We start from the raw sequence: 20,390 nt of genomic DNA, 5'->3' as shown, positions 1-20,390 counted from the left end.
TCAGGGCGCACGTCGCCCGAAGGGTCAGTGCCAGCTGTGCGGGGCGCGGAAGCCGTTCTCGCGCTCCAGGCGGCGCCAGCCTGCCTTGGCGCGGCCGCGGTGGGTCTGCTCGGTGTCGGCGGTCGGCCGGGCGGCCGCACGGGCCAGGAGGACCGCCGTTATGGCGGCGACTTCCTCCGGGTCGGCATTGCCCTTCTCGACGCGGATGTCAGGCACGTTCATGGGTGTCAGTCTCCGTGAGAGAGGTTTCCGCAGGATTACTGCGGGGGGTTGCCGTGCTTACGGGACGGCAGGTCGGCGTGCTTGGTGTGCAGCATCGCCAGCGACTTGGCGAGCACCTCGCGGGTCTCGGCCGGGTCGATGACGTCGTCGACCAGGCCGCGCTCGGCCGCGTAGTAGGGGTGCATCAGCTCGGACTTGTACTCCTTGACCATGCGGGCCCGCATGGCCTCGGGGTCCTCGGCGGAGGCGATCTGCCGGCGGAAGATCACGTTGGCCGCACCCTCGGCGCCCATGACCGCGATCTCGTTCGTCGGCCAGGCGTAGGTCAGGTCGGCACCGATCGACTGGGAGTCCATGACGATGTAGGCACCTCCGTACGCCTTGCGCAGGATCAGGGAGATCCGGGGCACGGTCGCGTTGCAGTAGGCGTAGAGGAGCTTCGCGCCGTGCCGGATGATCCCGCCGTGCTCCTGGTCGACACCGGGCAGGAAGCCCGGTACGTCCAGGAATGTGACGATCGGAACATTGAAAGCGTCACACATCTGGACAAAGCGCGCAGCTTTTTCACTCGCCTCGATGTCCAGGACGCCCGCGAGCACCTGCGGCTGGTTGGCGATGATGCCGACCACCTGGCCGTCGATCCGGGCCAGCGCACAGATGATGTTCCGCGCCCAGCGCTCGTGGACCTCCAGGAACTCGCCGTCGTCGACGATCTCCTCGATGACCTTGGTCATGTCGTACGGCCGGTTGCCGTCGGCCGGGACGAGGTCGAGGAGGACGTCGCTGCGGCGGTCGACCGGGTCCGTGGACTCGACGCGCGGCGGGTTCTCGCGGTTGTTCTGCGGGAGGAGCGAGAGGAGGTAGCGGACCTCCGCGATGCAGGTCTCCTCGTCGTCGTACGCGAAGTGGCAGACGCCGGAGGTCTCCGCGTGGACGTCGGCGCCGCCGAGCCCGTTCTGGGTGATCTCCTCGCCGGTGACCGCCTTGACGACGTCCGGTCCCGTGATGAACATCTGCGAGGTCTCGCGGACCATGAAGACGAAGTCGGTGAGGGCGGGCGAGTAGGCCGCGCCGCCGGCGCACGGGCCGAGCATCACGGAGATCTGCGGGATGACACCGCTCGCCCTGGTGTTGCGCTGGAAGATGCCGCCGTAGCCGGCGAGGGCGGAGACGCCCTCCTGGATCCGGGCCCCGGCGCCGTCGTTCAGCGAGACCAGCGGGGCACCGGCCGCGATGGCCATGTCCATGATCTTGTGGATCTTGGTGGCGTGGGCCTCGCCCAGCGCGCCGCCGAAGATCCGGAAGTCATGGGCGTAGACGAAGACCGTGCGGCCCTCGACCGTGCCCCAGCCGGTGATGACACCGTCGGTGTACGGCTTCTTGGCCTCCAGGCCGAAGCCGACCGCCCGGTGCCGGCGCAGCTGCTCGACCTCCTGGAAGGAACCCGGGTCCAGGAGCAGCTCGATGCGCTCCCGGGCCGTCAGCTTGCCCTTGGCGTGCTGCGCCTCGGTCGCCTTCTCGCCGGGGCCCGCCACGGCCGCCGCACGGATCTCGTGCAGCTCGGCGACGCGCCCGCGCGCGTCCGTCGGCTCACCGGTGGGCTCACCCGTCGTCTCTTCCAAAACGGTCATGTAGCGACCTTACGAAGGACACCAACGATTGCGAGACGTCGACTCCGTACAGTCTCCGGCGCGTTTTCCTGGAACCACTGAACAGAACCAGAACCCCATGCAGCCGTTCCGACTGCTCAGAGGGCTTCGCGGTTGTAGGAGTACCACAAGGGCGGGGCCGAGATGCGCCTCACATTCACCGGCGGTCCGTACCACCCGCGGAGTGACACAGGCCTCCGGACGGCGGTTCACCCACACGGAGCCTAGCCGCTCCCCCAGCGATTCCCGACACGACATCGGGTCACACGACGTTACGGTGAGTGACGAACGCGACACGCATGTCGATGATGTTGAAGGTTGAAGGGAATGGGTCTACGGTGTCTCTCGTTGAGTTCGTTGAACGTTAAACATCAAGTCCGCGCCTTCCGCACACACCGCTTCATGCACCGCTCAGAAGTCGCGACCCGTCCCCCCAAGGAGCACCTCATGGGCATCTTCGGCCGCAAGAACGACGAGACCCCCGCCGCCGGCACGACCGCCGAAACGGCCGCGCTGACCGGCGACTACACCATCGACCCGGCGCACACCACGCTCGGCTTCGTGGCCCGCCACGCGATGGTCACCAACGTCAAGGGCAGCTTCCAGGAGTTCGAGGGCACCCTGCACCTGGACGGCACGGACCCGTCCAAGTCCACGGCCTCCCTCGACATCAAGATGGACAGCATCACCACCGGCAGCCCCGACCGCGACGGTCACCTGAAGTCGGCCGACTTCTTCAAGATCGACGAGTTCCCGACGATGACCTTCCGCTCCACCGAGGCGGAGGCCCTGGGCGGCGAGGACTACCGCATCACCGGCGACCTCACGATCCTCGGCGTCACCCGGCCGATCACCATCGACCTGGAGTTCAACGGTGCCGCCAAGGACCCGTTCGGCAACGAGCGCGTCGGCTTCGAGGGCAAGGCCGAGATCAAGCGCTCCGACTGGGGCGTCACCTGGAACGCGACGCTGGAGACCGGCGGCGTCCTCGTCTCCGACAAGATCAAGCTGAACTTCGACATCTCGGCGATCAAGAACGCGTGACCCCGCGGCGCCGGACCGCCGGCCCCGACCACGCCCGCTGAGCGCCGCCCTCCACTCCCCTGAGGGCGGCGCTCCGCCATGTCCGGGCGCCCTGCGTCCGCCGTGCCCTAGTAGTCGATCGTCGGGTACCAGTCGCCGCGCCCCTGCGGGGTCAGGTCGAGCAGGTGCCAGACGGGCGTCAGCAGGTCGATGCCGCGCTCCTGGATGTCGTCGGCCATCCGCGGATGGGCCGAGTAGGTGAGCCGGACCGTGCCGTCGCCGTCGCGGGTGAAGACGGAGACCGTGGAGTCCTGCGCGCCGTCCTCGTCCTCGCTCCCCAGGTCGTACTTGAACGTGCTGTCACCACAGCTGAGCAGCCGCAGCCGGTGCCAGCCGCGGTCGCGGCCGTACTGCCGGAGGGTGGGCGGGTCGGCGGCCGCGGCAACGACGAAGTCCGCGTTGCGGGTGACGTGGTGGGCGATGCCGTTGTAGCCGTCGATCCACAGCGTGCACATCGGGCAGGCGCTGGTCTGGAGCTTGCCGTACATGAAGTGGTAGACGATCAGCGGCCGTTCGGGCCCGGTGAACAACTCGCTCAACGCGACCTCGCGGACCGGGGCGTCACCGGCGCCGAGGTCGTCGGGTCCTTCGAGGAAGACGTAGTCGTCGACGGCCGGCCCCGGCGGGAGCGCCCGCCGCAGCGCCGCGACCTCCTCCCGGCGCCGCATCAGCTCGATCTCGGCCAGCCGCAGCTCCTCCCGGGCACCGAGGTACTCCTCGGACTCCCCGACCAGCCTGGTCTGCCGCACCATCGCGTCCTCCTGGAGTGGGGTCCCCCTCCCAGGCCCCCAAGTCTAGGCCGGTCGCCCGCGGCGGGCAGCGCGGTGACGTGGCACGGCCGCTCCGGGCGCCCCGGTTCGCCGCCGCGTCGGCGGATTCGGGGACGATCGGGCAACTGGCGTGCGGGGGGACGGGGTTGAGTGACACGATCTGCGTGTGTGAGCGACCGCAGCGCATTCGTGACCATTGCCAAGGTGGCCGCGCCGCTTTACGTGACCACCCTCGCGGCGTCGGCGGGCTCGCTCGTCGACACCGCGCTCCTCGGTCGCCACGGGACCCTCTCCCTGGCCGCGTTCGCCGTGACCATGGCCGTCTTCAGCCCGGCCACCGCCACCGTGGCGGGTGCGCTCCGCGGGGTGATGCCGTTCGTCGCGCCGCATCGCGACGCCCCCGGCGAACTGCTGCCGCTGGTACGCAGCGGTATGTGGCTGGCGTTCGCCGTGGGCGGGATCTGTGCTGCCGCGGTGGCGGCGGTGCCGTTGCTCGGCGAGATGTTCGGAGTCCGGCCCGGCGTCCTCACCCGGCTGGGTGCGTTCCCGTGGCTGCTGGCGGCCAGCGTGCTGCTGATCGCGGTCGGCCAGTCGGCGACGTCCGTGCTGGTCGCCCTGGGCCACTCCGCTCAGGTGATGCGGTCCGGTCTGGTGGGTACCGCCGCGTCGGTGACCCTGTCGGTGCTGCTCGTCGGGGGCCCGGGACCGTTACCGAGCCACGGGCTGACCGGCGCGGGCCTGGCCATGCTCGCCTCCAGCCTGATCAGTACCGGCCTCAACCAGTACGCGCTGCGCCGCCGCACAGTGCTGGCCGGCCGGCGGATACGCCCCGGGCGGCCGGATCCGCGCCGGATACTGCGTCTGGCCCGGGTGGGGCTCCCACTCGGCGGAACCGTACTCGTCAAGTTCGCGGTGCTCGGAGTACTGACCTTCGCGGCCGCCCGGATCAGCCCCGACAGCGCCGCCGTGCACAGCGTGTCCGAATCGCTGGTGAACGTCATCTTCACCGCGGCGGTCGCCGTCGGTCAGGCCACGGTCCCCTTGATCGCCGAATACGCCGAGGCCCGGGACGCCGTTCGCATCCGGCGCAGCGTCTGGGCCGGGATGCGGGTGGCCCTGTGCGCGGTCACCGTACTCGGGGCCGTCCTGGTCATGCTGCGGGGCCCGATGGTGGGCCTGTTCACCAGGACCCCGGCGCTGGAGGATCAGGTGATCCGGCTGTTGCCGCTGATCCTGGCGGTGGTGGCCACGGACGCCGTGCAGGCGGTGGCGGGCTTCGGCCTGGTCGGACTCAAACGCACCGGGCCGAGCCTGGTGTCCACCGCGGTGTGGTTCGGGATCCTGGCCGCGTTGTCCGTCCCGGTCGCCGACACAGCCGGACTGCCCGGCCTGTGGACCGCCCTGGCGTGCGCGAACCTGCTCCAGGCCGTCACCAAGCTGGTGTCCTTCCTCCGCCACAGTGTCCGGATCAGTGCGTCCGTCCCGTCGACGGCGTCAGAGGGGGACGCCACCGCTGTCCCGGAACCGCGGCCAGGACGATGAACGCCTCCTGAGCTTGTGACGAGGCTCGGATCGGGCCGGTCACGGACGGTCCCCGTACCGAGACCGCCCCGCACCGTGCACTCGCACCAGCCGCTTCGAGCGGGCCGGGGCGGAAACGCGGTGTCGTCGGAGGAGGCCCCGCATCTAGCCTGTGGCGCATGCATCAGTCCCGAAGGCGTGACCGCCGCCCGGCTCGCCGCCGGCCGTCGGAGCCGGTCCGGCGGCAGGTGTGCCCGCTCCCGGTGGCGGACGCCGACGTGGTTCTGGTCGGCTGCTTCTCGGCGAAGCAGAAGGACTTCGAGACGGTCATGGCGTCGGCGGCCGCCGAACTGGCGGCACGCGGCGCTCGGGTCGTCGCCCGGATCGTGCAGCGGCGAGGTGTCTCGGACGGCGGGGTCCGGAAGACGGGTCTGCCCTTCTCCTCGCGGACTCTGCTCAGGTACGGGAAGGTCCGCGAGGTGGCTCAGGTGTGCGACCGGGCCGGCGCCGACGCGGTGATCTTCGTCACCGCCCTGACCGAGCGCCAGCGGCGCACGCTCACGGAGCTGCTCGGCCGCCCCGCGGTGAGTCTCTCCGACGCGTTCGCGGCGGACCACCGGCGGCACCACTAGGTCCACGCCGGCCGTGCCGCCGCGGGCTCGCGGCGTTTCGGTACCGGCAGCAGCCACCACGCCGACGCCACCGACAGGACCGCGCCCACCGCGATGCCCTCCAGGCGGGTCGGCAGCAGGGACTCCGCGTGCTGGCCGAAGTAGCCGAGGAGGAGGGAGAGGGCGCAGGTCATGCCTGCCGCCCAGTAGGCGTAGTTGAGGGGGCGCAGCCAGAGGGCGATCGCGAGGGTCGTGAACATCAGGGCCACGGCGGTGTGGCCGGTGACGCCGGTGGCCGCCACGCCCGTCGCCAGGAGGGTGCCCGCGCAGGCGCCGGCCAGCCGCTCGATTCCCTTGCGCAGTACGTCCGTTCGGCCGCGGTTGCCGCTCGCGGCGACGTAGGCGGTCAGTACGACCCAGGGCCAGTGGTCGTCGAAGAGCAGGTGGCCGAGGGTGAAGGCGGTGGCGATCCCGGCGGCCATCTGGAGTGCCATGCGGGTGCTGGGGCGGGGGTGGAGGCGGGAGCGGCGCGAGGGTGTGGCCGGGGCCGGGGCCGGGGGCCAGGGGGCGAAACGGTCGCCGAGGGACTGCACCAGCCAGACCGAGCCGCACGCCATCGCCCCGACCAGCGCCGACCAGCCCCAGGTCACCAGCCCGCTCCGGGCCTCGGGCGGCAGCGCCGGGCCGGGCACGACGAGCAGGGCGACCAGCGGGAGGGCGATCAGGGTGCCGGCCTTGGTGGCGGCCGGGCCGAAGCGGCGGATCCAGACGGCCAGTGCCATCCCGGCCGTGTAGAGGGCCGCGCCCGCCGCGTAGTGGGAGGCGAGCAGGCGGCCGACGAAGATCGAGGCGGCGGCCGTCGCGGGCAGCAGCACCAGTGACGTCAGCCGTCGGCGGGTGTCGGCGGTGCGCTGGGTCGAGGCGAGGGTCAGGGTGAGGGCGACCGCGAGGACCAGCACGTCGGTGTGCAGCCCGGCCATCCCCTCCAGTGCCAGCGCGGCTCCCCAGGAGAGCAGCACGGCCGTCATCGTCAGCCCGACTTCGTACGCGTTGCGTATGAGTTTGACGGTCACGGAGCCGATAATACGGTCATCATGACGTGACAGTAGTAAGTAATCGCGTACGATTTTCTGTCATGGAGCATCTCGCCGAAGCCGCCCGCTTCCGTCGTGCCGTCCTCCGCTTCAACCGTCGGCTGCGGCAGGAGCGCGGGGACGGCAGCCTCAGTCCCAACCAGCTGTCGGTGCTCGGCCATCTGTACCGGCACGGGCCGTCCACGCCCGGCGAGGTCGCGGCGGCCGAGCGGCAGCGGCCGCAGTCGCTGACCCGGGTCTTCGCGGAGCTGGAGGCGGAGGAGCTGGTCGGGCGGGCGCCGGACCCCGCCGACCGGCGGCAGTCCGTGCTGAGCCTGACCGCGGCGGGGCGGCGGGCGCTGGAGGACGACATGGCACAGCGGGACGCCTGGCTGGCCACGGCGCTCGGGGCGCTGAGCGAGACCGAGCGCGGGGTGCTGTCGCTCGCGGCCTCCGTGATGGAGCGGCTGGGGGGCGTGCCGTAGGTCAGAAACCGCCGCCGAAGTCCCCGCTGTCGCCGCCCCCGCCCCCGAAGTCCCCGCCCCCGCCGAAGGATCCGAAGTCCCCGGGGTCGAAGTCCGCGCCCGAGACGTCGCCGCCCTGGTAGCCGCCGGTGTCGAAGCCGCCGAAGTCGCCGTATCCGGTGCCGTAGTCGGCCGCGTAGGCGGGGGCGGACATCCAGCCGCCCAGGGCGGTGCCGATGAGGAGGCCGGGGAGGATGCCGCCGCCGAAGTAGCCGCCCGCCCAGGGGCCGTAGGCCGGGCCCGCGTCCCAGTAGGGGCGGCGGCCGTAGTCGGTGTCGACCTCGCGGACCGCGGGATCGTGGCCGTCGGCGAGGCGGGCGGCGTCGGCCGCGCAGACCGGGACCTCGCGGGGCGCGCCGCCGGGCGGGGTCCAGGCGGCGTCGGTGACCGAGGGGCCGTGCCGGGGGTCGAAGAAGCAGGGCGGGCGGCGCTCCGGGAGCGGGCGGCCAGCTCGGCGGGCGGCCAGCTGGGCGAGCGAGAACCGGCCGTCCTCCAGGGCCTGGGTGACCGCCCGGACGTCCTCCGGTCTGCGGGCGTCGGCCATCGCGGACTTCGCCTGGTCGTAAGCGTTCAGCGCGTGCTCGTAGTCGGCGTGCATCGCGTCGTCGGCGCCCGGCTCGGCCGGGTGGAAGTCGAGGCGGTCCAGTTCCTCGCCGAACGCGGTGATGTCCTCGTCCACGACCACCCGGAGCCGGTCCAGGGCGGCCCGCTGCTCCTCCGCGTGGCGCCTGCGGTTGCGGCGGACCAGGGCGTACGCGCCCGCCCCGCCGGCCACCACGACGGCTCCGAGCGCGATCAGCGCCGTACTGGAGACCCCTGAGCCGCCCGTGCTGCCGCCGCCCCAGGACGCGGGGGCCTTGCCGCCCATGTTGGTCAGGGCGCGGTCGGTGAAGTCGGTCAGCTGGGCCTTGGCGCTCTCGCCCTGGACGCTGGTGACCAGGTTCTGCACGGCCGTCCTCGGCAGCACCGAGGAGTCGGCGCGGGCGTCGAAGCGGTCGCCGAGGCGGACCGCGTAGAGGCCGGTGACGCCGGTGGCGGTGCGCAGGTTCGTGAAGAGGTCCTTGGTGGGGTAGCCGGCCGGCAGGACGGCGACGAACAGGGGTTTGTCCGCGTCCTTGATCTGCCGGGCCAGCGCGTGGGCGTCGGCCGTGGAGAACTGGGCGGCGGCCGCCGGGTCGACGTACACCGGGTTCTTGCGCAGGGCGTCGGCGACCGCCGAGACGCCGGTGGCCGCACTCGCCCGTGGGGCGGGCGCGGCCAGCGCGAGCAGCGCCAGCACGAGCGCCAGGAACAGCAGCCCCGGGAGGCTTCGGGTGGTCCGTCGCACCGCGTTCATGCTTCGAACCTACCCCGAAGCCTCCCTTCGGGCGCTGTCCTCCTACGCTGCCCGGTAGGCCTCCGTCAGCTTCTCCACCGCCGCCGCGTACCTGCCGGTCAGCAGCAGGTGGTCGGCGTCGGCGAAGGGCTTGGAGACGGCCGCGGTGACCGACTGCCCGATCTTCGCCTGGACCAGCAGCCGGGCCTTGCCGACCAGCTTGCGGGCCGCCGAGTCGGAGCCCGTCCGATCGGCCGCCCTGGCCGCCGCGCCGAGCGCCTTCAGGGTGGCCTCGCCGCCCTTGGGGGCCTTGGTCAGCGTGGTCAGACCCCAGCCGTAGGGGTACTGCGGGTCGTACGACGCGTCGCCCACGTTGATCGGCAGCTGCGCCTCGGACTTCGGCCAGGTGACCGGGAGCTGCCCGGTGAAGGCCTTCTTCCCGTAGAGCACGTCGGCCACGCCGTCGCCCTCGGTGCCCGGCAGCCAGGACGCCACCAGGGCGTCGATCTCGCCGAGCCGGTCGCCGATCAGCTGCGGGCGCCCGGAGACCACCAGCACCGCGCACTTCATGGCCGCGCACACCTTGTCCACGGCGGCCTGGTCGGCGGGGGTCAGCGTGAGGTCGTTGCCGTTGCCGACGTCGCCGACGCCCTCGGCGTACGGGGTCTCGCCGACCACGACCACGCCCACGTCGTACCCGCTCGTCGGCGCCGAGGCGTCCTTGGAGTAGGTGACGTCTCCCCCGGCGTTCTTCATGCCCTGGAGGATGGTGGTGCCGGTGGTGTGGGTGCCGGACTGGCCCTGCCAGGTGATGGTCCAGCCGCCGGTCTGGTTGCCGAGGTCGTCGGCGTCGGACCCGGCGACGTAGACCTTCTCCGACTTCTTCAGGGGCAGGACGCCGTCGGAGTTCTTCAGCAGCACCTGCGACTCGGCGGCCGCCTGCCGGGCGACGGCCCGGTGCCCGGTGGAGCCGATCTTCGAGGCGTTGCTCGTGTCTGCGTACGGGTGCTCGAACAGGCCCAGCTTGAACTTCTGGGTGAGGATGCGGGACACCGCGTCGTCGATGCGCTGCTCGCTGACAGTGCCCGCCTTCACCTGGTCGGTCAGGGTCTTCGTGAAGTCCTGGTAGCTGTACGGCACCATCATCATGTCGACGCCCGCGTTCACGGCCGTGCTGACGTGGGACGCGTAGTCGCCCGGGAGCTGGTCGATGGCGTTCCAGTCGCTGATCACGAAGCCCTGGAAGCCCATCCGGCCCTTCAGCACCCCGTTGATCATGTCGGCGCGGGCGTGCATCTTCACCGGGCCCCGGCCGTCGCCGATGATCTCCAGCGAGGAGTACGACGGCATGACCGTGCCGATGCCCCGGTCCACGGCGGTCTGGTACGGCGCCAGGTGGATCGCCTCCAGCTGCTGCCGGGTGACCGTGGTGACGCCCTGGTCGATGGTGTACGTGCCGGTCGTGGACGAGCCGTAGGCGGTGCCGCCGTCGCCGACGAAGTGCTTGGCGGTGGCGAGGACCTTGTCGTCGTCCTTCAGGTCCCGTCCGTCGGCGCGTCCCTGGAGGCCCTGGATGACGGTCTCCATGGACTTCACCAGCGCCGGGTCCTCGCCGAAGGACTCGTAGGAGCGGCCCCAGCGTTCGTCACGGGTGACGCAGAGGCAGGGGGCGAAGTCCCAGGAGACGCCGGTGGCACGGACCTCGGAGGCGGTCACCGCACCGGCCTGCTCGGCGAGCCCGGGGTCGCGGGTGGCGCCGATGCCGATGTTGTGCGGGAAGATCGTGGCGCCGGCCAGGTTGTTGTGGCCGTGGACGGCGTCGGCGCCGTAGACGAGCGGGATCTGGAAACGGGTCGCCTGCGCCCGGAGCTGGAAGTCGTCGATCATCCGCGCCCAGGCCGCGGCCGTGTTGGGCGTCGGGGTCGAGCCGCCGCCGGAGAGCAGCGAGCCGAGGTCGTACGCGGTGACGTCGCCGCCGGTGCCCACGGCCCCGCGCTCGGCCTGGGTCATCTGGCCGACCTTCTCCGCCAGGGACATCCGGGAGAGGAGGTCGGCGACCCGCTTCTTCACGGGCAGTTTGCTGTCCAGGTACGGCAGTCCGTGGGCGTCGACAACGACCTGCGGGGTCTCCGCGGGGGCCTTGGCGCCGGTGACCGTGAGCTTCAGCGGGATGGTCTCCGCCGACTCGGCCGACCGGTCCTTCAGCGTCGGCACCTTGATGGTCTGCGTCGCACCGGAGGCCGTGCCGGCCGGGAAGGTGACGGTGCCGGAGACCGCCCGGTAGTCCTTGCCGGCCTCGGCGGTCCCGCCGGACGTCTCGTAGGCGACGGTCACCGGGTCGTCGATCGGGGCCGAGCCGGTGGTCGCGACGGTGACCTTGACGGTCGCCGTGGCGCCCTCCTTGACCGGGTAGACGGCCGCGTCCGTGGTGACCGACGCGCGCAGCGCCTGGTCGGCCTTGCCGTACAACTCCACGTCGTCCATGGCGAACTGCCCCTTGACCCCGACGGGGAGGGTGACCGCGTAGCCCCACATCTGGGTCAGGCCGAGGACGTGGTCGATGCCGCCGACCGGCTGGTAGTCGGTCCGGTACACGAAGTCGGTGAACGGGATCTCGATCTGTTTCCAGCCGGTGAAGTCGTCGGTGAAGGACGTCGTCCACAGCTCGGAGGCCTCGCCGTTGGTGCCGCCGTCCTTGATCTCGAAGGCGGTCTTCCTGCCGTTGTCCTGGCCGTCCCACCAGAAGCGGATGCCCTTGTGCGCGGACCAGTCGTGGGCGGGCTCGGTGGCGGCGAAGTCGTGGGTGAAGCCGCCGTAGCCGCTGATGTCGTAGGTCCCGGCGAGGACCTTGGCGCCCTCGGGGGCGTCGGCACGGTCGGCGAACTGCAAGGCGGGCGGGTCGTCGCTGTCGCCTCCCCAGGTGAAGATGCCGTCGGCCGGCTGGGAGGCGAAGGGGACCTCGCCCTCGAAGTGGTCGACGGGGGTGGGAGCGGGGTCGTCGGCGGCGCTGGCGGCGGACAGGGGGATCAGGGCGGCGAGCAGTGCGGTGGAGACGAGCAGGGCGGCTCTTGGCATGGACCTTCCCTCGACTCTCTGGTTCACTCGGGGCTCTCACAGTTCACTCATGGCTTAGATCACGACGTGAGTTAACTAACGGCTCGCACCCCCGTCAAGACGTCCCGTCAGGAAGGGCGATGTGCCCATGAGAAGAACCCCCCACACCCTGCGCCTGTTGCTGGCCGGGCTGCTGACCGCGGCCGGCTTCAGTGCCGTCGTACCGCCGGCGCACGCGGCCGGTGAGCAGGTCACCGCGTACCTCACCACCACCGACGACTCCGCGGGACGCCATGTCACCCGCGGGCTCCAGGCGCAGACGCCGTTCGCCTTCTCCGCCGGGACCGGCGGCAGCGGCACGAACATCACCGTCGACGAGAACACCCGCTACCAGACCTTCACCGGCGGCGGCGCGTCCTTCACGGACACCGCGGCCTGGCTGATGAACAGCAGCGGGGCGCTGTCCCAGACCACCCGGGACGCCACCATGCAGAAGCTGTTCTCGCCGACGAACGGCATCGGCCTCTCGTTCCTGCGCAATCCGATGGGCGCCTCGGACCTGGCGCGGTACGGGTACACGTACGACGACGTACCCGCCGGGCAGACCGACCCGAACCTCAACAGCTTCTCCATCTCGCACGACCTCGCGGACGTCGTGCCGCTCACCAAGCAGGCGCTCCAGCTGAACCCCTCTCTGACTGTCATGGCCTCGCCATGGACGGCGCCGGCCTGGATGAAGGACAGCGGCTCGCTCAACGGGGGCTGGCTCAAGTCGGAGGACTACGCCGCCTACGCCGCGTACTTCGTGAAGTACCTCCAGGCGTACCAGGCGCAGGGCGTCAACGTCTCCTACGTGACCCCGCAGAACGAGCCCACCTGCTGTTCCGGCTACCCGTCGATGAGCTGGAACGCCTCCGGGCTGCAGTACTTCCTCAAGAACGACCTGCTGCCGCAGCTCCAGTCGGCCGGCCTGTCCACCAAGGTCCTCGCGCACGACTGGAACTGGGACGTGTACGACTCGTACGCGGCCGCGCTCGTCAACGACTCGACGATCCGCAACCACCCCAACTTCGGCGGGATCGCCTGGCACGGCTACGGCGGTGACGTCTCCGAGCAGACCACCGTGCACAACCAGTACCCCACGCTGGACGCCTTCGGCACCGAGCACTCCGGCGGCACCTGGGTCGCCAACCAGCAGAAGGAGGACATGGCCAACATCATCGACTACACCCGCAACTGGGCGAAGTCGGTGACCAAGTGGTCGCTGGCCGTGGACCAGAACATGGGCCCGCACAACGGCGGCTGCGGCACCTGCACCGGCCTGGTCACCGTCCACAACGGGGACGGCGCGAGCGGGACGGTCGACTACACCGTCGAGTACTACGACATGGGCCACCTGACCAAGTTCGTCCGGCCCGGCGCGCAGCGGATCGCCTCCACCGCGTCCACCACCGTGCCGAACGTGGCCTGGCGCAACCCGGACGGCTCGAAGGCGCTGATCGCCTACAACGACTCGTCGAGCGCGCAGTCGGTGACCATCAACTGGGGCTCCCAGCACGCCACCTACTCGCTCCCCGGCAAGACCTCGGCGACCTTCACCTGGTCCGGCACCCAGTCGGGCGGCTCCAGCCAGACCGGGGCGTTCGTGGGCCTCGCGAGCAAGTGCCTGGACGTGGCGGGCGGTTCGACCACCAACGGCACGGCCGTCCAGCTCTACGACTGCAACGGCTCCACCGCCCAGCAGTGGACCGTGCAGTCCGACGGGTCGGTCCGGGCGCTCGGCAAGTGCCTCGACGTGACGTCGGCGTCGACGGCGGACGGCGCGAAGGTGCAGTTGTACGACTGCAACGGCACCGGTGCGCAACAGTGGTCGTACAACTCGTCCTCCGGTGACGTGGTGAACACGGCGGCCAACAAGTGCCTGGACGTCACGGACAACTCGTCGGCGAACGGGGCCAGGGCGCAGATCTGGTCCTGCACGGGCGCCGCCAACCAGAAGTGGCACCTGCAGTAGGAGCGCCATGAGACGTACCACGGGGGCGGCGGCCGTGCTGGGCACGGCCGCCGGTGCGTTGCTGCTGAGCGGCTGCGGGGCGATCGAACTGCCGCTGGCCGCGGTGCGGGTGGGGGCGAACGGGATGCCGCACGCGGTCATCCGGCCGTGCGGTGACGACCGGATCGAAGGGCTGTCGCTGACCGGCACCCGGGCCCGGGACGGCTCCGGGCGCGACCTGTCCGGTTGGCGGGTCGACGGCACGCTGCGGACCGGTGACGCGAGCTTCCCGCTCTTCGATCCGCCGGCCGACTGGCACGCCCGGCACACCGGGACCCAGCGCACGGTGGCTGCCTACACCTATCGACTCGGCTTCATGAAGGGCGAGTTCAACTACGAATACAGCACGACGCTGACGTTCCGCACGACCGACCTGGCGAAGCTGAGGCCCGGCCGGGTCTGGGCCGACGGCCGGGTCATGAGCCTCGGCGAGTTCGAGAAGCTCGCCGAGGACTCCTGCTGAACCGGGGGCCTACTCCGCCGGCTCGACCCCCGCGCGCAGCAGGCCGTAGGTGTACGCGTCCTCCAGGGCCTGCCAGGAGGCGGCGATGACGTTCTCCGCGACGCCCACCGTGGACCATTCGGCGGTGCCGTCGGAGGTCGAGATCAGGACGCGGGTGGTGGACTCGGTGCCGTGCTTGCCCTCCAGGATGCGGACCTTGTAGTCGACGAGGTCCAGCTTGGCGAGCTGCGGGTAGATCTTTTCGAGGCCCACGCGCAGGGCGCGGTCGAGGGCGTTGACCGGGCCGTTGCCCTCGGCCGTGGCGACGATGCGCTCGCTCTTGGCCCAGAGCTTGACGGTGGCCTCGTTGGCGTGGGTGCCGTCGGGGCGGTCCTCGACGATGGCCCGCCAGGACTCGACGCGGAAGTAGGAGCGCGGTTTGCCCTCGACCTCGGCGCGCAGCAGGAGCTCGAAGGAGGCGTCGGCGGCCTCGTAGGTGTAGCCCCTCAGCTCGCGTTCCTTGACGCGCTCCACCACCCGGCCGACCAGTTCGCGGTCGCCGCCGAGGTCGACGCCGAGCTCCTTGCCCTTGAGCTCCACGGAGGCGCGGCCGGCCATGTCGGAGACCAGCATGCGCATGGTGTTGCCGACCAGGGCCGGGTCGGTGTGCTGGTAGAGGTCGGGGTCGACCTTGATCGCGGAGGCGTGCAGGCCCGCCTTGTGGGCGAAGGCCGAGACGCCCACGTAGGGCTGGTGGGTGGAGGGGGTGAGGTTGACGACCTCGGCGATGGCGTGCGAGATCCGGGTCATCTCGCGGAGCCTGCCCTCGGGCAGCACCTGCTTGCCGTACTTCAGCTCCAGGGCGGCGACCACCGGGAACAGGTTGGCGTTGCCGACCCGCTCGCCGTAGCCGTTGGCCGTGCACTGGACGTGGGTGGCGCCCGCGTCGACCGCGGCGAGGGTGTTGGCGACCGCGCAGCCGGTGTCGTCCTGGGCGTGGATGCCGAGCCGGGCGCCGGTGTCCGCGAGGACGGTGGAGACGACGGCGTTGACCTGGGCGGGGAGCATGCCGCCGTTGGTGTCGCAGAGGACGACCACGTCGGCGCCGGCCTCGGCGGCGGCCCGTACGACGGCCTTCGCGTACTCGGGGTTGGCGCGGTAGCCGTCGAAGAAGTGCTCGCAGTCGACGAAGACCCGGCGGCCCTGGGCCTTGAGGAAGGAGACCGTGTCGCGGACCATCTCCAGGTTCTCGTCGAGGGTGGTGCGCAGAGCCAGCTCGACGTGCCGGTCGTGGGACTTGGCGACCAGTGTGATCACCGGGGCGCCGGACTCCAGCAGCGCCCTGACCTGGGGGTCGTCCGCGGCCTTGGCGTTCGCCCGGCGGGTGGCGCCGAAGGCGACCAGCTGGGCGTGCCTGAAGTCGATCTCCTGCTGGGCGCGGGCGAAGAACTCGGTGTCCCGGGGGTTGGCGCCCGGCCAGCCGCCCTCGATGAAGCCCACGCCGAAGTCGTCCAGGTGCCGGGCGATGGCGAGCTTGTCCGCGACAGTGAGGTTGATGCCCTCGCGCTGCGCGCCGTCGCGCAGCGTGGTGTCGAAGACGTGGAACGAGTCGTCCAGCTCGTTGGTTTCCGTCTCGGTCATGGTCTCAAGGCTCCTGATGTCGAATCTCGGTCGTACCGGAATGACCGGCTCCACCGTCCCTCCATGGTCCCTCGCGCCCGTCCCCCGGCTGAAGGTGGGCCGGAAAACGAAAAAACCCCTCGCGGGTGCGAGAGGTCTGCGCGCGGGTCGAGGACGACGATGGCCACCCGTACCTGGTCGTACGTGGTGGTCACTGCGGACCGGCGCGCCTGCTGCCAATAATCATGGCGAACGAGAGCACGGACGCAGTCTGGCACAGACCGCCCCCGTGCTCACCGTCCGTCTCATGATGCGAACAGTGTGCAGTCCGTCACGCGTCCGCGAGGAGGTCCGCTTCCAGGAAGTCGCGCACATGGCCGAGCACCTGCGCCCGGTCCGTGCCGCGCAGGCCGATCGCCACGTGGATGGAGAAACCGTCGAGCAGTGCGCGCAGCCGGGCGGCGAACCGGTCGGGGTCGACCGGCCGGAACTCGCCGCGCGAGATGCCCTCGGCGACCAGCGCCACCAGGTCGCGGTGCCAGGCGCCCTCGATGGCGGCCTGCCGGTCGCGGGCCGCCTCGTCGGCGTTCTGCGAGCGGTTCCAGACCTCCAGCCAGAGCGTCCAGTGCGGGTCCCGGTGCCCGTCGGGGACGTACAGGTCGACGTAGGCGTCGAGGCGCTCGCGGGCGGTGCCGCGCCGGGTGAGGAGCCGGCCGCGTTCGGCGCCCAGCCGGCCCTCGCTCCACTCCAGGGTCTGGAGCAGGAGTTCGTCCTTGGAGTGGAAGTAGTAGAGGAGATGGCCGCTGCTCATGCCGACCTCACGGCCGAGCGCGGCCATGGTGAGCTTCTCCAGGCCCCGGCCGGCGATCATCGTCATGGCGGCGGCGAGCACGTCCTCGCGGGGCGGGGCCTGTCTGCGCCCACCGGCCATCTTCGGCTCCTCGAACTACGACCAGAACCAGAACCCCTGGCACTAGATCCTCGGCTGCTGCTGGGTGATGCAGTGGATACCGCCACCCCCCGCGAAGATCGTACGGGCGTCCACCAGTGTCACCGTCCGCTCGGGGAAGAGACGGCGGAAGATCCCGGCGGCGATCTCGTCGCGCGGGTCGTCGAAGCCGCACAGCACGACCCCGCCGTTGCAGAGGTAGTGGTTGATGTAGGAGTAGTCGGCCCAGTGGCCGTCGGCCTCCAGGACGGTCGGGGCGGGCACCTCGACGACCTCCAGGGTGCGGCCGCGGGCGTCGGTCTGGGACCGCAGCAGGCCGACGACCTCCTTGCTCACCTCGTGGTCGGGGTGCGCGGGGTCGGGCTGGGAGTGCGCGACCACGACTCCCGGGCGGGCGAAGGCGGCGACGATGTCGACATGGCCGAGGGTGCCGAAGCCGTACGGCGGGTAGTCGCCGGTGAGGCCGCGGGGCAGCCATATCGCCTTGCGGGTGCCGAGCATCCCGTGGATCTCGGCCTCGACCTCCGCCTTCGTCCAGCCCGGGTTGCGCTCGGGGCCCAGCTGCACGGTCTCGGTCAGCAGGACGGTGCCCTCGCCGTCGACATGGATCGCACCGCCCTCGTTGACCAGCTGCGAGGCGTACGTCCGCGCGCCCGCGAGGTCCGCGACATGCGCGGCGATCTTCGCGTCGTGCTCCCAGCGGGCCCAGTGCTGGGCGCCCCAGCCGTTGAACGTCCAGTCCACGGCCGCCAGTTCACGTCCGTCGGTGAGGAAGGTGGGGCCGATGTCCCGCATCCAGGCGTCGTCGAGGTCCCGCTCGACGGTGTCGACGCCGGGCCCGAGCAGCGTCTGTGCCGCCGCCGACTGGCCGGGGCCGCACACGACGGTCACCGGTTCGAAGCGGAGGATCGCACGGGCCACCGACGCCCAGGCCATCCGGGCGGCGATGAGGTCGTCGGCGTCGTCGAAGGTGGGGTTGGGACCCGGCCACGCCATCCAGGTGCGCTCGTGCGGGGTCCACTCGGCGGGCATCCGGAAGCCGTCGGAGGCAGCAGTCATCGGTGATCCTCAGAGGAAGTACAGGCGGTTGAGGGAGACGGAGTCGGCGGGCTCCGAGCGCAGCGGCTCGCCGTCGAGGGTGACCAGGCCGGTGCGCTGGTCGACGTCGACCGCTCCGGTACGGGAGTTGCGCCGCAGGTCGGCCGGGCCGATGCCGCGGGTGCCGCGGACGGCGACCCGGCGGCGCCGGGTGGGCATGGTGTCGTGGCCCTGGTCGAGGGCGGCCTGCGCCACGAACGCGACGGAGATCTCGGCCGGGGTGGCGCCGTGCGCCCCGAACTGGGGGCCGAGGACGAGGGGTTCGCAGGTGTCGGTGGCCGCGTTGGGGTCGCCGGTGACGCCGAACGCCGGGAAGCCGGCCTTCAGCACCAGCTGCGGCTTGGCCCCGAAGTACTCCGGGCTCCACAGCACGATGTCGGCGAGCTTGCCCACCTCGATCGAGCCGACCTCGTGCGAGAGTCCGTGCGCGATCGCCGGGTTGATGGTCAGCTTGGCCATGTAGCGCAGCACGCGCTCGTTGTCGTGGCCGTCGTCCGGGGCGCCGAGTTCGGCCTTCATCTTGCCGGCCATGGCGAAGGTGCGGCGGACGGTCTCCCCGGCCCGGCCCATGCCCTGCGCGTCGGACGAGGTGATGCCGATCGCGCCCAGGTCGTGCAGCACGTCCTCGGCGCCCATGGTCCCGGCGCGGATGCGGTCGCGGGCCATGGCGGCGTCGCCGGGCAGGTCGGTCTTCAGGTCGTGGACGGAGACGATCATCCCGTAGTGCTCGGCGACCGCGTCCCGGCCGAAGGGCAGGGTGGGGTTGGTGGAGGAGCCGATGACGTTGCGGACGCCGGCCATCTTCAGCACGTTGGGCACGTGTCCGCCGCCGCAGCCCTCGATGTGGAAGGCGTGGATGGTGCGGCCCTCCAGGACCCGCAGGGTGTCCTCGACCGACAGGCACTCGTTCAGCCCGTCGCTGTGCAGGGCGACCTGGACGTCGTGTTCCTCGGCGACCCGCAGGGCCGTGTCCAGGGCCCGGGTGTGGGCGCCCATGTCCTCGTGCACCTTGAAGCCGCAGGCGCCGCCCTCGGCGAGGGCCTCGACCAGCGGGGCCGCGTGCGAGGACGAACCCCGGCCGAGGAAGCCGATGTTGACCGGCCAGGCGTCGAAGGCGCCGAACGCGTGCTTCAGCGCCCAGGGCGAGTTGACGCCGACACCCCACACCGGCCCGAACTCCTGCCCGATGACCGTCGTGACACCGGAGGCCAGCGAGGCCTCCATGATGCGCGGCGACAGCAGGTGGACGTGGGTGTCGACGGCCCCGGCGGTGGCGATGAGCCCCTCCCCGGACACGATGGACGTGCCGGTGCCGACCACGACGTCCACCCCGTCGAGGGTGTCGGGGTTGCCGGCCCGCCCGATCGAGCAGATCCGCCCCTCCCGGATGCCGATGGACACCTTCCGGATCCCGAGCACGGCGTCGATCACGACGACGTTGCTGATCACGACGTCGCAGGTCTCCCGGACGGCGGCGGCCTTCAGATGCAGACCGTCCCTGGCCGTCTTGCCGAAACCGGCCAGGAACTCGTCGCCGTGGCGCTGGGAGTCGTCCTCGACGCGGATCACGAGCCCCGAGTCCCCGAGGCGGACGCGGTCGCCGGCGCGGGGGCCGTGGGTGGCCGCGTACTCGTGCGGGGTGAGGCGGCGGGCCTCGGCGGGGTGGCCTCCGGGGCGGCTCATCGATCGGCCTCCTCTGTCTCTCGTACACCCAGGTATCCGCAGGCGGCGGCGCGGCGCAGCGCCTCCGCGCGGGCGCCGGGCGCGTCCAGCGGCCCGTCGACGAGCCCGGCGAAGCCGATGGCGACCCGGGAACCGCCGATCGGCACGAGACCGACCTCCAGCGAGTCCCCCGGCCCGAACCGCACGGACGACCCGGCGGGCACGGCGAGCCGCAGGCCGTAGGCGGCGGCGCGGTCGAAGTCGAGGCGCGGGTTGGCCTCGAAGAAGTGGAAGTGCGAGGTGACGGAGACGGGGACGGCCGCGGTGTTGGTGACGGTCAGCCGTACGACCGCCTCCGGGTCGGCGTGCTCCGGCCCCGGCAGCAGCGCGCCGGGCGCGTCCTCGCCCAGTCCCCCGCCGCCGATCGGGTCGGTGACCACGGCGAGCCTGGACCCGTCGTCGAAGACGGCCTCGACGTGCACCTCGGTGACGATGTCGGCGACGCCGGGCAGCACGTCGGCCGGGCCGAGGACGGAGCGGGCCGCCTCGATCGCCTCGGCGAGCCGCCGGCCGTCCCGGGCGGCCTCGCAGACGGTGTCCGCGATCAGCGCGGTGGCCTCCGGCACGTTGAGCCTGAGGCCCCGGGCACGGCGGGCACGGGCCAGCTCGGCGGCGCCGAAGAGCAGCAGCCGGTCACGTTCGGTGGGGGTCAGTCGCACGCCCGGCACCTCCTTCGCTTCCTCA

At 71.4% G+C, this 20,390-nt stretch carries 17 protein-coding genes; 6 read left to right on the top strand and 11 right to left on the bottom strand.

The genetic code is table 11. The features are described 5' to 3' along the window. Window positions 1-24: 24 nt before the first annotated feature. Together ACIQVL_RS32335 and ACIQVL_RS32330 are read right to left on the bottom strand one after the other, a co-directional pair. Window positions 25-222: an acyl-CoA carboxylase subunit epsilon gene (locus tag ACIQVL_RS32335; RefSeq protein ID WP_089098553.1), complete on the bottom strand. Its 198-nt coding sequence runs from the start codon at window positions 220-222 to the stop codon at window positions 25-27. Between the two features lie 35 nt (window positions 223-257). Continuing rightward, window positions 258-1,853 (bottom strand): acyl-CoA carboxylase subunit beta, encoded by a 1,596-nt coding sequence (locus ACIQVL_RS32330; RefSeq protein ID WP_403432781.1) that lies wholly within the window; start codon window positions 1,851-1,853, stop codon window positions 258-260. Window positions 1,854-2,318: 465 nt separating this feature from the next. On the opposite strand from ACIQVL_RS32330, the gene ACIQVL_RS32325 reads away from it, so the two are divergent. Beyond that, the gene (locus ACIQVL_RS32325; RefSeq protein WP_403432779.1) at window positions 2,319-2,915 is read left to right on the top strand and encodes a YceI family protein; all 597 of its coding nucleotides are present in this window, start codon (window positions 2,319-2,321) and stop codon (window positions 2,913-2,915) included. A gap of 107 nt (window positions 2,916-3,022) precedes the next feature. Here the strand turns inward: ACIQVL_RS32325 and ACIQVL_RS32320 are convergent, their stop codons facing one another. Continuing rightward, window positions 3,023-3,706: a DUF899 family protein gene (locus tag ACIQVL_RS32320; RefSeq protein ID WP_403432777.1), complete on the bottom strand. Its 684-nt coding sequence runs from the start codon at window positions 3,704-3,706 to the stop codon at window positions 3,023-3,025. A gap of 186 nt (window positions 3,707-3,892) precedes the next feature. On the opposite strand from ACIQVL_RS32320, the gene ACIQVL_RS32315 reads away from it, so the two are divergent. Together ACIQVL_RS32315 and ACIQVL_RS32310 are read left to right on the top strand one after the other, a co-directional pair. Continuing rightward, on the top strand, window positions 3,893-5,266 hold the full coding sequence (locus ACIQVL_RS32315; protein WP_403477123.1) for an MATE family efflux transporter: 1,374 nt from the start codon (window positions 3,893-3,895) through the stop codon (window positions 5,264-5,266). 158 nt (window positions 5,267-5,424) lie between these two features. Next, entirely contained in the window at window positions 5,425-5,877 is a 453-nt protein-coding gene (locus ACIQVL_RS32310) for a hypothetical protein (protein ID WP_403477122.1), read from the top strand. On the opposite strand, the gene ACIQVL_RS32305 is transcribed toward ACIQVL_RS32310, so the two are convergent. Beyond that, window positions 5,874-6,929, bottom strand: a complete 1,056-nt coding sequence (locus ACIQVL_RS32305; RefSeq protein WP_403477121.1) for an FUSC family protein — start codon at window positions 6,927-6,929, stop codon at window positions 5,874-5,876. The two genes, ACIQVL_RS32310 and ACIQVL_RS32305, sit on opposite strands and share 4 nt — an antisense overlap. Before the next feature lie 62 nt (window positions 6,930-6,991). Between ACIQVL_RS32305 and ACIQVL_RS32300 the strand changes: the two genes are divergently transcribed. Next, the gene (locus ACIQVL_RS32300; protein ID WP_403432766.1) at window positions 6,992-7,414 is read left to right on the top strand and encodes a MarR family winged helix-turn-helix transcriptional regulator; all 423 of its coding nucleotides are present in this window, start codon (window positions 6,992-6,994) and stop codon (window positions 7,412-7,414) included. 1 nt (window position 7,415) lies between these two features. Here ACIQVL_RS32300 and ACIQVL_RS32295 read toward each other — a convergent pair whose 3' ends face one another. Together ACIQVL_RS32295 and ACIQVL_RS32290 are read right to left on the bottom strand one after the other, a co-directional pair. Further along, window positions 7,416-8,789, bottom strand: coding sequence for a hypothetical protein (locus tag ACIQVL_RS32295; protein WP_403477120.1), 1,374 nt, complete (start codon window positions 8,787-8,789; stop codon window positions 7,416-7,418). 42 nt (window positions 8,790-8,831) lie between these two features. Then, entirely contained in the window at window positions 8,832-11,843 is a 3,012-nt protein-coding gene (locus tag ACIQVL_RS32290) for a glycoside hydrolase family 3 protein (protein WP_403477119.1), read from the bottom strand. A gap of 127 nt (window positions 11,844-11,970) precedes the next feature. Here ACIQVL_RS32290 and ACIQVL_RS32285 point away from each other — a divergent pair, with 127 nt between their 5' ends. Next, entirely contained in the window at window positions 11,971-13,836 is a 1,866-nt protein-coding gene (locus ACIQVL_RS32285) for a ricin-type beta-trefoil lectin domain protein (protein WP_403477118.1), read from the top strand. Between the two features lie 7 nt (window positions 13,837-13,843). Continuing rightward, on the top strand, window positions 13,844-14,338 hold the full coding sequence (locus ACIQVL_RS32280; RefSeq protein ID WP_403432756.1) for a hypothetical protein: 495 nt from the start codon (window positions 13,844-13,846) through the stop codon (window positions 14,336-14,338). Window positions 14,339-14,347: 9 nt separating this feature from the next. On the opposite strand, the gene cimA is transcribed toward ACIQVL_RS32280, so the two are convergent. From cimA to ureA, 5 genes are all read right to left on the bottom strand, one after another. Further along, window positions 14,348-15,958: a citramalate synthase gene (gene cimA, locus ACIQVL_RS32275; protein WP_403432754.1), complete on the bottom strand. Its 1,611-nt coding sequence runs from the start codon at window positions 15,956-15,958 to the stop codon at window positions 14,348-14,350. Between the two features lie 310 nt (window positions 15,959-16,268). Continuing rightward, window positions 16,269-16,868, bottom strand: coding sequence for a TetR/AcrR family transcriptional regulator (locus ACIQVL_RS32270; protein ID WP_403432752.1), 600 nt, complete (start codon window positions 16,866-16,868; stop codon window positions 16,269-16,271). A gap of 42 nt (window positions 16,869-16,910) precedes the next feature. Beyond that, window positions 16,911-17,945, bottom strand: coding sequence for an agmatine/peptidylarginine deiminase (locus ACIQVL_RS32265; protein WP_403477117.1), 1,035 nt, complete (start codon window positions 17,943-17,945; stop codon window positions 16,911-16,913). Window positions 17,946-17,954: 9 nt separating this feature from the next. After that, a complete protein-coding gene (locus tag ACIQVL_RS32260) occupies window positions 17,955-19,667 on the bottom strand; it encodes an urease subunit alpha (RefSeq protein ID WP_403477116.1) in 1,713 nt (570 codons plus the stop codon). Beyond that, entirely contained in the window at window positions 19,664-20,365 is a 702-nt protein-coding gene (gene ureA, locus ACIQVL_RS32255) for an urease subunit gamma (protein WP_403477115.1), read from the bottom strand. The genes ACIQVL_RS32260 and ureA overlap by 4 nt, the downstream gene beginning before the upstream one ends. Window positions 20,366-20,390: the final 25 nt, after the last annotated feature.

Source organism: Streptomyces sp. NPDC090499 (assembly GCF_044769305.1).
GTDB lineage: Bacteria > Actinomycetota > Actinomycetes > Streptomycetales > Streptomycetaceae > Streptomyces.
The sequence above is the reverse complement of the archived record's forward strand: the minus strand, read 5'-3'. Positions and strand labels throughout refer to the sequence as shown.

Coding starts and splice junctions, on each gene's coding strand:
- ACIQVL_RS32335 (WP_089098553.1), bottom strand. CDS start 222: ATGAACGTGCCTGACATCCGCGTCGAGAAGGGCAATGCCGACCCGGAG.
- ACIQVL_RS32330 (WP_403432781.1), bottom strand. CDS start 1,853: ATGACCGTTTTGGAAGAGACGACGGGTGAGCCCACCGGTGAGCCGACG.
- ACIQVL_RS32325 (WP_403432779.1), top strand. CDS start 2,319: ATGGGCATCTTCGGCCGCAAGAACGACGAGACCCCCGCCGCCGGCACG.
- ACIQVL_RS32320 (WP_403432777.1), bottom strand. CDS start 3,706: ATGGTGCGGCAGACCAGGCTGGTCGGGGAGTCCGAGGAGTACCTCGGT.
- ACIQVL_RS32310 (WP_403477122.1), top strand. CDS start 5,425: ATGCATCAGTCCCGAAGGCGTGACCGCCGCCCGGCTCGCCGCCGGCCG.
- ACIQVL_RS32300 (WP_403432766.1), top strand. CDS start 6,992: ATGGAGCATCTCGCCGAAGCCGCCCGCTTCCGTCGTGCCGTCCTCCGC.
- ACIQVL_RS32295 (WP_403477120.1), bottom strand. CDS start 8,789: ATGAACGCGGTGCGACGGACCACCCGAAGCCTCCCGGGGCTGCTGTTC.
- ACIQVL_RS32290 (WP_403477119.1), bottom strand. CDS start 11,843: ATGCCAAGAGCCGCCCTGCTCGTCTCCACCGCACTGCTCGCCGCCCTG.
- ACIQVL_RS32285 (WP_403477118.1), top strand. CDS start 11,971: ATGAGAAGAACCCCCCACACCCTGCGCCTGTTGCTGGCCGGGCTGCTG.
- ACIQVL_RS32280 (WP_403432756.1), top strand. CDS start 13,844: ATGAGACGTACCACGGGGGCGGCGGCCGTGCTGGGCACGGCCGCCGGT.
- cimA (WP_403432754.1), bottom strand. CDS start 15,958: ATGACCGAGACGGAAACCAACGAGCTGGACGACTCGTTCCACGTCTTC.
- ACIQVL_RS32270 (WP_403432752.1), bottom strand. CDS start 16,868: ATGGCCGGTGGGCGCAGACAGGCCCCGCCCCGCGAGGACGTGCTCGCC.
- ACIQVL_RS32265 (WP_403477117.1), bottom strand. CDS start 17,945: ATGACTGCTGCCTCCGACGGCTTCCGGATGCCCGCCGAGTGGACCCCG.
- ACIQVL_RS32260 (WP_403477116.1), bottom strand. CDS start 19,667: ATGAGCCGCCCCGGAGGCCACCCCGCCGAGGCCCGCCGCCTCACCCCG.